The sequence below is a fragment of the Pseudomonas algeriensis genome, assembly GCF_048847255.1.
GTDB lineage: Bacteria > Pseudomonadota > Gammaproteobacteria > Pseudomonadales > Pseudomonadaceae > Aquipseudomonas.
Genome location: NZ_JBKKRK010000011.1, coordinates 38,382 through 50,681 on the forward strand (window position 1 = coordinate 38,382; position 12,300 = coordinate 50,681).

Annotated in this window: 10 protein-coding genes; 3 read left to right on the forward strand and 7 right to left on the reverse strand. The window is 61.7% G+C overall.

Annotation, left to right across the window (positions count from 1 at the left end):
- Positions 1-190 precede the first annotated feature (190 nt).
- Genes ACLK1G_RS17335 through ACLK1G_RS17345 form a run of 3 tightly spaced genes read left to right on the forward strand, consistent with a single transcriptional unit; the run spans position 191 to position 5,672 of the window.
- Positions 191-1,435 carry an exonuclease SbcCD subunit D C-terminal domain-containing protein gene (locus tag ACLK1G_RS17335; RefSeq protein WP_420766537.1) on the forward strand — a complete coding sequence of 415 codons (1,245 nt, stop codon included), beginning with the start codon at positions 191-193 and terminating at the stop codon, positions 1,433-1,435.
- A complete protein-coding gene (locus tag ACLK1G_RS17340) occupies positions 1,432-5,073 on the forward strand; it encodes an AAA family ATPase (RefSeq protein ID WP_420766538.1) in 3,642 nt (1,213 codons plus the stop codon). The genes ACLK1G_RS17335 and ACLK1G_RS17340 overlap by 4 nt, the downstream gene beginning before the upstream one ends.
- A complete protein-coding gene (locus tag ACLK1G_RS17345; protein ID WP_420766539.1) occupies positions 5,070-5,672 on the forward strand; it encodes a glutathione S-transferase in 603 nt (200 codons plus the stop codon). The genes ACLK1G_RS17340 and ACLK1G_RS17345 overlap by 4 nt, the downstream gene beginning before the upstream one ends.
- A 53-nt stretch (positions 5,673-5,725) precedes the next feature.
- Here ACLK1G_RS17345 and ACLK1G_RS17350 read toward each other — a convergent pair whose 3' ends face one another.
- From ACLK1G_RS17350 to ACLK1G_RS17380, 7 genes are all read right to left on the reverse strand, one after another.
- Entirely contained in the window at positions 5,726-5,851 is a 126-nt protein-coding gene (locus ACLK1G_RS17350) for a hypothetical protein (RefSeq protein WP_264433351.1), read from the reverse strand.
- Positions 5,852-6,017: 166 nt separating this feature from the next.
- Positions 6,018-6,197, reverse strand: coding sequence for a hypothetical protein (locus tag ACLK1G_RS17355; RefSeq protein WP_420766540.1), 180 nt, complete (start codon positions 6,195-6,197; stop codon positions 6,018-6,020).
- Positions 6,198-6,353: 156 nt separating this feature from the next.
- Positions 6,354-7,529 carry a lactonase family protein gene (locus ACLK1G_RS17360; protein WP_420766541.1) on the reverse strand — a complete coding sequence of 392 codons (1,176 nt, stop codon included), beginning with the start codon at positions 7,527-7,529 and terminating at the stop codon, positions 6,354-6,356.
- A complete protein-coding gene (locus ACLK1G_RS17365; RefSeq protein WP_420766542.1) occupies positions 7,516-7,812 on the reverse strand; it encodes a DUF5629 family protein in 297 nt (98 codons plus the stop codon). Before ACLK1G_RS17365 ends, ACLK1G_RS17360 begins: the two co-directional genes overlap by 14 nt.
- Before the next feature lie 237 nt (positions 7,813-8,049).
- Positions 8,050-9,630, reverse strand: a complete 1,581-nt coding sequence (locus tag ACLK1G_RS17370) for an aldehyde dehydrogenase (NADP(+)) (protein ID WP_420766543.1) — start codon at positions 9,628-9,630, stop codon at positions 8,050-8,052.
- Positions 9,631-9,643: 13 nt separating this feature from the next.
- Positions 9,644-10,636, reverse strand: a complete 993-nt coding sequence (gene araD1 / locus ACLK1G_RS17375) for an AraD1 family protein (RefSeq protein ID WP_420766544.1) — start codon at positions 10,634-10,636, stop codon at positions 9,644-9,646.
- Positions 10,637-10,794: 158 nt separating this feature from the next.
- Positions 10,795-12,117 carry an MFS transporter gene (locus ACLK1G_RS17380; protein WP_420766545.1) on the reverse strand — a complete coding sequence of 441 codons (1,323 nt, stop codon included), beginning with the start codon at positions 12,115-12,117 and terminating at the stop codon, positions 10,795-10,797.
- Between the last annotated feature and the right edge of the window lie 183 nt (positions 12,118-12,300).

Sequence of the window (12,300 nt, forward strand, 5' to 3'; positions counted from 1 at the left end):
CCCTTCTGACGCACCTGGGTGCCTGGTTTTTGGGCTGCTGCGCAGCCCAGCGGGAGCAAGCTCCCTCGCCACAAGTGCTGTGCGGGTCCCGACAAAGTTGAGCCGCCCCCTCCCCCGCGTTTCCCAGTAAACTATGCATTTTTGCGCCGCCTCTCTTCCCGCGGCCATCGTCTGTTTTCTGGAGTCTGCCTTGCGTCTGTTTCACACCTCCGACTGGCACCTGGGGCAAAACCTCCACGGCCAGGATCGCGACTTCGAACACGCCTGTTTCCTTGATTGGCTGCTGCGTCAGCTGGCCAGCGAAAAACCCGACGTCCTGTTGATCGCCGGCGACATTTTCGACACGGTCAACCCGCCCGTCAAAGCCCAGGAGCGTCTGTACGACTTCATCGTCAGCGCCCATGAACAAAACGCCAACCTGACCATCGTCATGATCGCGGGCAATCACGATTCCGGTTCGCGCATCGAATTGCCGGCGCCGCTGATGCGCCGCCTGCGCACCCATGCCCTGGGCCGCGTCCTGTGGCTGGACGATGGGCAACTGGACGTCGAGCGCCTGCTGCTGCCGCTGCCCGACGCCAAGGGCAAGGTCCGGGCCTGGTGCCTGGCCCTGCCGTTCCTGCGGCCGGCCGAGGTCACGGGCGCGCAACTGGGGGATGATTATTTGCGCGGCATCGGCCAGGTCCACGAATGGCTGATTGCCGCCGCCAACGCCAAGCGCAAGAAGGGCCAGGCGCTGATTGCCGTCAGCCATGCACACATGGCCGGTGGCTCGGTATCGGAGGATTCCGAGCGCAGCCTGATTATCGGCAACGCCGAAGCCCTGCCAGCCAGCCTGTTCGGCCCAAGCATCACTTATGTCGCTCTCGGTCACTTGCACAAGCCACAAAAGGTCAACGGTGAAGAACGCATCCGCTACAGCGGATCGCCGATTCCGTTGTCGTTTTCCGAAATCGGCTACCGGCACCAGATCCTCGACATCGCCCTAAACGGCGAAACCCTGGTCAGCGTCGAACCACGGCTGATTCCCCGCGCCGTCAACTTGCAACGCCTGGGCCCGGCGCCCCTGGCCGACATCCTGGTGCAACTGAAGGACTTGCCGGACATCGACTTGCTGGCCGACATCCATCGCCAGCCCTGGCTCGAAGTCCGGGTGCGCCTCGATGAACCGCAGCCGGACCTGCGACATCAGGTCGAAACCGCCCTGCAAGGCAAAGCCGTGCGACTGGTGCGGATCGCCGCCGAGTATGCCGGCAGCGGTGGCTCCGGCGATGCCGATGGAGGCGCGGCGCTGATTGAACTCGACCAGCTCAGCCCACAGGAACTGTTCAGCCGCGCCTGGCAGGACACCTACGGCAACCCAGTCGATGACCAGACCCTCAAGGACTTTGCCGTGCTGTTGCAGGATGTACAGATGGAGAGCGAACAGCCATGAAAATCCTCGCGATCCGTCTCAAGAACCTCGCCTCCCTGGCGGGGCCGTTCGAAATCGATTTCACCGCCGAACCCTTGGCCAGTGCCGGTCTGTTCGCCATCACCGGCCCCACGGGCGCCGGCAAGAGCACCTTGCTCGATGCCCTGTGCCTGGCGCTGTTCGGCGCGGTGCCACGGCTGAACAACACCGGTCGTGACGCCAAGGTGCCCGACGCCGACGGCGAAATCGGCACGGGCGATCCACGCACGCTGCTGCGTCGTGGGACCGGCGAGGGTTATGCCGAAGTGGATTTTCGCGGCATCGACGGTCGCCGCTACCGGGCTCGCTGGGAGGCCAATCGTGCCCGGGAAAAAGCCTCCGGCAAGCTGCAAGCCAGCCGCCAGAGCCTGCGTGACCTGGACAATGACCAACTGCTGGCCAGCCAGAAAGGCGAATACAAAGCGCAACTGGAAGCCGTCCTCGGTTTGAATTTCGAGCAGTTCACCCGTGCCGTGCTACTGGCCCAGAGCGAGTTCAGCGCCTTCCTCAAGGCTGACGACAACGACCGCAGCGAATTGCTGGAAAAGCTTACCGACACCGCGCTGTATACACGCCTTGGTCGTCGTGCTTTCGACAAGGCCAAGCAGGCCAAGGAAACCCACAAGCAATTGCAGGACCAGGCCACGGGCGTCACACCGCTATCGCCCGAAGCCCGCGCCGAGCTGGATCAGCACTTCAACGAAGCCCAGCAGCAGCTCAAAACCCAACAGGCGCAGCTCAAGCAACTGGAGCAGCAACAAGCCTGGCTCAAGGACCTGCGCCATCTGCAGGACGAACAGGCCAGCGCCGCCGAGCAATTGCAACGGGCCCAGGCCGATTGGGAGGCGCTGACAGACGAACGCCTGAAACTGACCCGCCTGGAACAGCTGGCACCCCAGCGGCATCAGTTCATCCGTCAGGCGGAACTGGCCCGGCAGCTGGACCCGCTCGCGGCCAGGATCCAACAGCTGACGCAGCAACACGTCGAGTTGCATGAACGGCAGGCCGAACTGGAAAAAGGCCTCGGCATCGCGCAGCTGGCCGTGGCCGCCGCCCGCCAGCAGAGCACCGACAGCACGCCACTGCTGCGTCAGGCCTTCGACGAACAAAGCAGCCTCGCCCGCCTGGCCAGGGAGGCCGAGCAAGGCGCCGAGCAGTTACAGCACGCCCAGCAGGCAAGCACCGACGGCCAGCGCACGATCGACACCTTGCTGGAACAACAGCAGCAGGTTGGCGAACGGCTTGAACGGATTGCCGGCGAACTGGAACAAAGCACAGACCTCGCATCACTGAGTGATGCATGGGGCGCCTACCGCGATCGCCTCCAGCAACTGATGCTGATCGGCAATCGACTGAACCAGGGCCAGGAAGAACTTGCGCTGCTGGAACAAACCGCCGCTCGTGCCGCCGAAGACCTCGCAACCCGCCGACAAAGTCTTGAGGTGCTCTACAAGGAGGCCGGTGCCGAACCGCAAGCCGTGGCCGAACAGATCCAACTGCTTGGCAACCTGCTGCAAGACAACCGCAAGCAGTTACGTGCATTCGAAGACCTTGCTCGGTTGTGGGCCAGCCAGCAGGATTTGGACAAGCGTGTCGCCGAACTGGAACAGCGCCAGCAGCAAGCCTTGCAGCAACGCGACCGACTGGTGCGTGAAGGCAGCGAAGCCAAGGCCGAGCTGGCGGTCGCCGAACAGACGCTGACCGTGACCCGCGAGCTGCTGGAACGCCAGCGCCTGGCCCGTAGCGAAAGCGTCGAGCAACTGCGCGAACAATTGCAGGACAACCAGCCCTGCCCGGTGTGTGGCAGTGTCGAACATCCCTACCACCAACCCGAAGCGCTGCTGCAAAGCCTCGGGCGCTTCGATGAAAGCGAACAGGCCAACGCTCGCAAGGCCGTCGACCTGCTCAATGAAAAAGTCATCGAACTGCGGGCCCAGTACAGCGGGGTCATTGCTCAGCTCAAGGAATTCAAGCAGCAGCAAGAACAACTCACCGACCAACAACGGAGCGTGGCGCCAAGCCTTGAAGCTCACCCGCTGTCAGCGCAGCTGCTGGCCCAGGATTCATCCAAGCGCGACGCCTGGCTGGCCCAGCAAACCGCACAGCTGAATCAACTCATCAGCCAGGACGAACATCGCCAGGCCGCCCTGCTTACGCTACAACAGGACGCCGCCAAGCTGGCGCAGCAACTGCGCGATGCAGAAACAGCCAGCCAACAAGCCTCGCAGCATCTGAACAACCAGCTACAGGCACTGGCCCGGGATCGCCAGCGCCTGGACGAGGAGCTTGAGCACTTCAGCGCACTGTTGCCGGCCGACACGTTGCAGGCCCTGCGCAGCGAACCTGCCGCCACGTTCATGCAACTCGACCAGCGGATCAGCCAGCGCCTCGCGCAACTGGAACAGCAACGCGAAGAGCTCGCCGACCAAGTCCAGCGCCAGCAAGCCCTGGAGAAAGAACAGGATCGCCAGCAGATACGCACACAGCAACTGGAATCGGCGCAGCGCCAGTTCAGCGCGTTGAACGCGCAACGACAGGCGTGCGAGGAAAAGCTTCACCAACTGCTCGGTGAACACGCCAGCGCCGAACAATGGCAGCACCAAATCGACCTGGCCCTGGAACAGGCTCGCCATGCCGAGACGACGGCCAATCAACAATTGCAGGATCTGCGCAACAGCCTCGTGCAACTGGCTGCCGAACTCCAGGCACGCCATGAGCAGGTCCAATCCCTGGAGGCCGAACAGCAGGCGTTGGCCGCGGGTATTGCCCAGTGGCGCGCAGCTCATCCGGAACTGGACAACGCCGCGCTGGGCGCGTTGCTTGGTCTCGACGACCAACAGGTCGCTCACCTGCGGCAACGCTTGCTCAACAGCGAAAAAGCCATCGAGCAGGCCCGCGTATTGCTCACCGAACGGGAGCACCGGCTGCAAAACCACCAGTCGCAACACAACGGCAACCTGCCGGCTGAACAATTGGCCGAAGCCCTCGCCACGCTTCACGGGCAGTTCGCGGCCAGCGAACAACGCTGCGCAGAGCTGCGTGCCAAACAGGCCGAGGACCAGCGCAGGCAGACTGCCAACCAGGCCCTGGCCCAACAAATCGAACGAGCCTACGCCGAGTACCAGCGCTGGGCACGCCTGGACGCATTGATCGGGTCGGCCACTGGCGATCGCTTCCGCAAACTGGCCCAGGCGTACAACCTCGACTTGCTGGTCCACCACGCCAACGCCCAGTTGCGACAATTGGTTCGCCGCTACCGCCTCAAGCGCGGCGGCAGCATGCTCGGCCTGCTGGTGATGGATACCGAGATGGGCGATGAATTGCGCTCGGTGCATTCGTTGTCCGGCGGCGAAACCTTCCTTGTTTCCCTTGCCCTGGCACTGGGCCTGGCCTCGATGGCGTCCAACACGCTGAGAATCGAATCGCTGTTCATCGACGAAGGTTTCGGCAGCCTCGACCCCGAGTCGCTGCAACTGGCGATGGACGCCTTGGATGGGTTGCAGGCCCAGGGGCGCAAGGTCGCGGTCATTTCCCACGTGCAGGAAATGCACGAGCGCATCCCGGTGCAAATCCAGGTTCGGCGCCAAGGCAACGGATTGAGCACGGTGGAGGTGAAATGAGCCGCGCCACGCTGTATTCGTTCCGCCGTTGCCCCTACGCCATGCGCGCCCGCATGGCGTTGCGCTACAGCGGTATCGCGCTGGACATCGTCGAAGTGAGCCTCAAGGCCAAACCACCGGAAATGCTCGCGCTGTCGAGCAAAGGCACGGTGCCGGTCTTGCATGCCGATGGACGGGTCATCGATGAAAGCCTGGAGATCATGCACTGGGCCTTGGGCTTGCATGATCCGCAGGATTGGACATTGCTGAATGATCCCGACGGTCGTGCCCTGACGGCGACCTTGATCGAAGAAAACGACCAGGTTTTCAAGCTTCACCTCAACCGTTACAAATATCCGGAGCGCCATCCGGACCACTCGGCGCTGCATTACCGGAGCGAGGGTGAAGCGTTCCTGCGCAAGCTGGACGGATTGCTTGAAAACCGCCAGTTCCTGGCCGCGGATCACCTGAGCCTGGCGGACGTGGCGCTGATGCCGTTCGTGCGCCAGTTCGCCCATGTAGATCGCGAGTGGTTTGCCCAGTCGCCCTACCCTCGGCTTCGGAAATGGTTGCAGGGTTTACTGGATTCAGAGCTGTTTGTGGCGATCATGGCCAAGTAACCGCTTGCATACAGCCACAAAAGCAGCACGCCCCCCCCCTGTTATCGAAGCTATCAGTCGCTGATCAGGCTCAACAATCGCTCGCGAGCCACTTCCAATTCACCGGGAACAGGCTGGGCCGCCGAAACAATCGGGGTGGAATAAAGGAACAGCAACATCACTGCCAGACGCATCGCCATGGTGTCGATCCTTATTAGCAAGGAGTCAATTAACTAGCGTCAAATTTAAACACATGGCTATGTGATATCACAACAAAACTTTCTCCTGAACGCACGAAGCCTGCGATCTTGTCTCTCCGTATTCGATGAGGAGATGAAAAGATCGCAGGCTTCAGTGTGAGCGTGCTCAGTGTTGAGTCTTGTGATCCAGCGCCGCGTAGAAGTTGGCGCTCTGTTGCAGGTATTTTTCGGTGTAGCTCTGGGTGCGGTTTTTCTTGTCGCTGATCTCGATGCTGGCACTGGCGGGCAATGCCACGGTGGCGGAGATGGCGGAAGCGGCGATCACGGAAAAAAGATTCATGTTCATGGCGGTAATCCTCGGATTCAGTTGGCTGACTTGCCCGGTGGGGCCGTGAAGCAAACTTACGCGCCGAGGCGTCTCGCCTTGAAATGCTTTGTAATACTAGCGACTATCAGTCTCGTTGATACAACTCCGAAAGCCCCCGAAAATCGGGGCCTCGGGTTATTGACGAACGAGGAATTTCACATCGCTCGGTGCGTCCATGGGCAGCTTCTGGACGGTCTTGCCCAGCAGGCCGGTCTTCGGATCGCGCTCGATGACCACGATCTGATTGCTTTTCTGATTGGCGACCAGAACGAATTTTCCGCTCGGGTCCAGGCTGAACTCCCGAGGATGGTCACCCTCGACGGAGCGTCGCTGCAGCTCTTTCAAGGTGCCTGAAGCCGGGTCGACGGCGAACACCAGCATCTCGTTTGTGGTGCCACGATTGCTGACGTACAGGAACTTGCCGTCTTTGGAAGCATGGAGCGCTGCCGCGGCTTTACCTGGCTGCGGCTTTCCATCGGCCAGCGCGACAAGCTGGCGCTGGGTCAGACGACCGTCCTGGTAATCGAACACGGCCACCTGGGCCGTCATTTCCATCGTCAGCCAGGCGTGCTTGCCGTCCCCACTGAACAATAGATGGCGCGGTCCGCTGCCCGGTGGCAACTGCACGAACGGCGGATCGGCAGGCGTCAGCGGCATTTCGGGGTTGGCCTTGGGGTCGTAACGGTAGACAAACACCTTGTCTGCCCCCAGGTCGTTGGAGAACACATATTTGCCATCGGGTGACGACACCGAGGAATGCACATGACCCGACTTCTGCCGCTCGGAATTGACCCGACTCGGCTGATGGCTGCCCATCTGCACCACCGGCGCCAACCTGCCGTCCGCGCCCACCGGCAACACCACCAAGGTGCCGCCCGGGTTTTCCAGGACGGAATAATTACTCACCAGCAAATGCTGGCCATCATGGCTCAGGCTGGAGTGGGTCGGCTCGTTGCCCAAAGATTGCACCTGATTGATCAGGCTCAGTTCAAAGGTCTTCGGGTCGATGGCGTAGCTGCTGACCTTGCCCACCGGGTCTTTCTGGCCCGGCCCGTTTTCGTTGACCACGAATAACCGGGTCATGTCCTTGGAAAGGGTGAGCCAGGAAGGGTTGTGCGTCTTGATCACTTGCAATGGGTTGGCATCGATCTGGCCGGTGCGGCTGTCGAATCGCAGGCGGTAGATGCCCTGGCTCTGGTCCGCCGTGTAGGAACCCACCAATAACTGATGGCGCTCGCCAGTGTCCGCCTGGACGCCCATGGCGCCGACGCTGCCGGCCATCAACAAGGGCCAGAAACTACGCATCTTCATGATCGGAGTCCTCATCGTCGTGGCCGCTGGTCGCTTCCACGCATTCCAAGTGGTGATCGCCCGAATCGCTGGTGATGATCCAATGCTTCAGGGCTTCGTCGAAGGTCGCGGCCTGCATCTGCGCCTCAGTGAAACGCCAATGCTCGCGGGTGCGACCGTTCATGCACTCGACGTGCAATTGGTCTTGCTCATCGAGGGAGAAATCGAACGCGTGCAGCCCGTCGATGATCAGCATGTCGCAGTGTTCGAGGGCATGCAGCAGGGTGTCGGTCAAGGCAATCATGGCGGTCAACGTTCATTGGGAAAGGCGGCATGATAACCCAATGTCAGAGTGAGCCTTGGGCCATAAGGTTCGAAAGCAGTGTTGCCTGACATATCGCTTTCGCGAGCAGGCTCGCTCCCACAGGGGATCTCCAGTGAATGCAAAATTTGTGTTCGCTGAAAATCCAACTGTGGGAGCGAGCCTGCTCGCGAAGAGGCCGGCACATTCAACTCGAATGTAACGACCTCACCGCAACCCTCAAAGCGCCTCGCGCCCCGGCACCCCATCCACCAACCGCAGGATGCCCAGCGGATTGGCGTTTTTCAGCGGTTCCGGCAGCAGGCTGTCCGGGTAGTTCTGGAAGCATACCGGACGCAGGAACCGGTCGATCGCCAGCGTACCCACCGACGTGCCACGGGCATCGGATGTCGCCGGATAAGGCCCGCCATGGACCATCGAATCACACACCTCCACGCCGGTTGGATAACCATTGAGCAAGATGCGCCCGACTTTCTGCTCCAGCAACGGCGTCAGTTCGCCAAACTGTTCGAAGTCCTCCGGCTCGCCAATCATCGTGGCGGTGAGCTGGCCATGAAGGCCGTTCAGGGCTGCGGTCAGTTGCGCCTGGTCCGCGACCTCGACGAACACCGTGGTCGGGCCGAAGACTTCTTCCTGCAACGCTTCGTCGCTGTTGATCAGCAGGCTGGCATCGGCCTTGAACAATTGCGGCTGGGCCTGGTTGCCCTGCTGTTCGCGACCGGCCAGGTGTTCGATGCCCGGGTGAGCCAGGAGCTTCTGCAAGCCCTTGCCGTAGCTTTGCAGCGTGCCGGCGTTGAGCATGGTCTGCGGCGCCTGGTCGCCGATCAGCGAAGCTACCTGCTGGGTGAACGCGGTGAATTCCGGCGAGCGGATGCCGATCACCAGGCCAGGGTTGGTGCAGAACTGACCGCAGCCCTGCACCACCGAGGCGGTCAAGTCGCGGGCAACGCTGTCAGCGCGGTTTTTCAAGGCCTGCGGCAATACGATCACCGGGTTGATGCTCGACATCTCGGCAAACACCGGAATCGGCTGGGGCCGAGCGGCCGCCATGTCGCACAGGGCGCGCCCGCCCTTGAGGGAACCGGTGAAACCGACGGCCTGGATCGCCGGATGCTTGACCAGCCATTCGCCAACGCCACCGCCGTAGATCATGTTGAACACGCCGGCCGGCATCGCGGTTTTTTCCGCTGCGCGAATGATCGCATCGGCCACGTGCTCGGCGGTCGCCATGTGGCCGCTGTGGGCCTTGAACACAACCGGGCAACCGGCGGCCAGGGCGGCGGCGGTGTCACCACCGGCGGTGGAAAATGCCAGCGGGAAGTTGCTGGCGCCGAACACGGCCACCGGACCCAGGCCGATGCGGTACTGACGCAGGTCCGGACGCGGCAGCGGCGTGCGCTCCGGCAAGGCGCGATCGATACGCGCACCGTAGAAATCGCCACGGCGCAGGACCTTGGCGAACAGGCGCATCTGGCCGCTGGTGCGACCGCGCTCGCCCTGGATGCGGGCCGCTGGCAAGGCGGTTTCGCGGCAGACCACGGCGACGAAATCATCGCCCAGGGCGTCCAGCTCATCGGCGATGGCGTCGAGGAACTCGGCCCGGCGCGCCGCGCTCAAGCTGCGGTAGATCGGATGCGCCGCCGCAGCGGCCTTGGCGGCCGCGTCGACTTCTTGCTCCGTGGCCTGGACGAATTCATGGGGCAAGGCTTCGCCGGTGCTGGCGTCGACGCTCTGCAGGCGAGTCTGGCCGGCCGCGCTGCGCGCACCGCCGATGTAGTTGTGACCAAGGATCTGGTTCATCGCAAGTCTCCTCTTAAAGTGTGCCGATAGTACCCGGATTGAATACCGCGTCTACCGGGGCAATGCCGTTGACCAGCGGCGCGCCGAACTCGGCCTGGCTGATTTCGAACACGTCCCCCGGCTGGGTGCGGATGCCGTCGGCGAACGACAGCGTCGCGGTGCCGAAGAAGTGAACGTGAACGTCCCCCGGGCGAAGGAACTGACTGTACTTGAAGTGGTGGAATTCCAGGTTTTCGAGGCTATGGCACATGTTCGCCTCGCCGCTGAGGAATTCGTTCTGCCACAACACTTCGCCGTTGCGCAGGATACGACTGGTCCCGGACAGATGTTGAGGCAATTCACCCACGCGAAGTTCCGGGCCAAAGCTGCAACTGCGCAGTTTCGAATGGGCCAGGTACAGATAATTCTTGCGCTCCATGACGTGATCGGAAAATTCGTTGCCCACCGCGAAGCCCAGTCGATACGGCTTGCCATCGTGCCCAATGACGTACAGGCCGCTGATCTCCGGCTCTTCGCCGGCGTCTTCGGCAAACGGTGGCAACGGGAACGGATGGCCCGGGCGGACCACGATGCTGCCGTCGCCCTTGTAGAACCATTCCGGCTGCACGCCGGCCTGCCCGGCCTGTGGTTTGCCGCCCTCGACGCCCCATTTGAAGATGCGCATGGTGTCGGTCATCGCTGCTTCGTCGCCGGCCTGTTGGTGCATCTTGTCCCGGGCCGAAGCGCTGCCCAGGTGGGTCAGACCGGTGCCGCTGACCAGCAAGTGCGCCGGGTCCGGGTGGTCCAGCGGCGGCAGGATACGCAGTCCGCCCAGCAGTTGCGCGTAGTCATGGCTCGCCCCCAGGCCCAAGCCGTTGACCTGCTGCTCAAGCTTCACGCCCGCCTCGATCGCGGCCAGCGCCAGCTCCCGCACAGTGGCGGTGCCCTGCACTTCACGTACCTGATCGCCCTCGACCACACCGACGCGGCGCTCGCCGTTACTCAATTCGAACTGAACTAAACGCATGGGTTTTTCTCCCGTAAACAAATTTTGACCTCTGTGCAGTCCCCTGTGGGAGCGAGCCTGCTCGCGAAAACGGTCTGACAGTCGACATTATTGGTGGATGGAAAACCGCTTTCGCGAGCAGGCTCGCTCCCACAGTTTTTCAGCGTCAGCCCTCAGGTTCAGCTACGCGTCGCCCCCCGGGCGCTCGCCGCGAACTGATCCGCCGGCAGCACATGCTTGCGCTCCAGCAGGCGATAGACCACGCCGGTCAGCACCAGGCCGAACACCATCACGCACGACAGGAAATAAAGCCCCGAAGCCAGGTTGCCGGTGTACTCCTTCAGCGCACCGATCACGAACGGCCCGATGTAGCCACCCAGGTTGCCCACCGAGTTGATCAACGCAATGCCCGCCGCCGCGCTGGCGCCAGCGAAGAAACGTCCTGGCAAGGTCCAGAACACCGCTGTGCAGGAGAACAGCGCGAATGCCACCAGGCACAGCGCGGCCAGTTGCAACACCGGTACCGACAGCCAGGCACTGAGGAACAGGCCGATGGCGCCCAGTACATACAACACGGCCAGGTGACCGTAGCGATCATTCAAGCGATCGGAACTGCGGGGAATGATCAACAGGCCGATGATGCCGAAGATATACGGTACGGAAGACACAAAACCGGTCACCAGGTCACTGCCGCCAAACTGCTTGATCAGTGTCGGCAACCACAAGCCCAGGCCGTAGATGCTCAAGGTCACTGGCAGGTAGAACAGCGCCAGCAGCAAGACTCGCTTGTCTTTCAGCGCATGCAGTGGATTGCCGTGGCGCGTCTGGCCGTATTGCTCGAGGTCTTTTTGCAGCTCGCCGGTCAGCCAGTCCTTCTCGGCCTGGTCCATCCACTTCACTTGTTGCGGGCCATCTGGCAGATAGCGCAGCACGGGCCAGGTCAACAGCACCGCCGGCAGGCCGATGACGATGAACAGCCACTGCCAGCCATGCAGGCCAAGGATGCCATCCATGCCCAGCAAGCCACCGGACACAGGGCCGGTGATCATCATCGCGATGGGCTGGGAAAGAATGAACAGCCCGAGGATCTTGCCACGATGGCGCACCGGGAACCATTGGGTGATGTAGTACAGCACGCCCGGGAAGAACCCGGCTTCGGCCGCACCCAGTAAAAAGCGCATCACGTAGAAACTGTGAGGCCCTTGTACAAACGCCATGCCGATGGTGATGGCGCCCCAGGTGATCATGATCCGGGCGAACCAGCGCCGGGCACCGAAGCGTTCGAGCATCAGGTTGCTGGGGATTTCGAGCAGGAAATAACCAATGAAGAAAAGTCCTGCGCCCAGGCCATAGGCGGCGTCGCCGATGCCGATGTCGGCACCCATGTGCAACTTGGCGAAGCCCACCGCAGAGCGGTCCACGTAGGCGATCAAGTACAGCAGGATCAGGAAGGGAATCAGTTTGAGAGTGATGCGACGAATAAGCCGCAATTCCTGGCTCATGGGGCCGGTCTCCGATTGTTGTTGTTATAGAACCTTGGGGGATTTCTCTCGCGAACGAACGCCAGGACAACCCCTCCGTTGAATCGGACTATATAGTAATACTATTTACTCAACAACACTTCCAAACCGCGCAAATTGCGCTTATGTTACGCTTCAGCTCGAACAATATAGTCATACAATAAG

Excerpts from the sequence above, each read along its gene's own strand:
- ACLK1G_RS17340 (WP_420766538.1), top strand. The coding sequence starts at position 1,432 with ATGAAAATCCTCGCGATCCGTCTCAAGAACCTCGCCTCCCTGGCGGGG.
- ACLK1G_RS17345 (WP_420766539.1), top strand. The coding sequence starts at position 5,070 with ATGAGCCGCGCCACGCTGTATTCGTTCCGCCGTTGCCCCTACGCCATG.
- ACLK1G_RS17350 (WP_264433351.1), bottom strand. The coding sequence starts at position 5,851 with ATGGCGATGCGTCTGGCAGTGATGTTGCTGTTCCTTTATTCCACCCCG.
- ACLK1G_RS17355 (WP_420766540.1), bottom strand. The coding sequence starts at position 6,197 with ATGAACATGAATCTTTTTTCCGTGATCGCCGCTTCCGCCATCTCCGCC.
- ACLK1G_RS17360 (WP_420766541.1), bottom strand. The coding sequence starts at position 7,529 with ATGAAGATGCGTAGTTTCTGGCCCTTGTTGATGGCCGGCAGCGTCGGC.
- ACLK1G_RS17365 (WP_420766542.1), bottom strand. The coding sequence starts at position 7,812 with ATGATTGCCTTGACCGACACCCTGCTGCATGCCCTCGAACACTGCGAC.
- ACLK1G_RS17370 (WP_420766543.1), bottom strand. The coding sequence starts at position 9,630 with ATGAACCAGATCCTTGGTCACAACTACATCGGCGGTGCGCGCAGCGCG.
- araD1 (WP_420766544.1), bottom strand. The coding sequence starts at position 10,636 with ATGCGTTTAGTTCAGTTCGAATTGAGTAACGGCGAGCGCCGCGTCGGT.
- ACLK1G_RS17380 (WP_420766545.1), bottom strand. The coding sequence starts at position 12,117 with ATGAGCCAGGAATTGCGGCTTATTCGTCGCATCACTCTCAAACTGATT.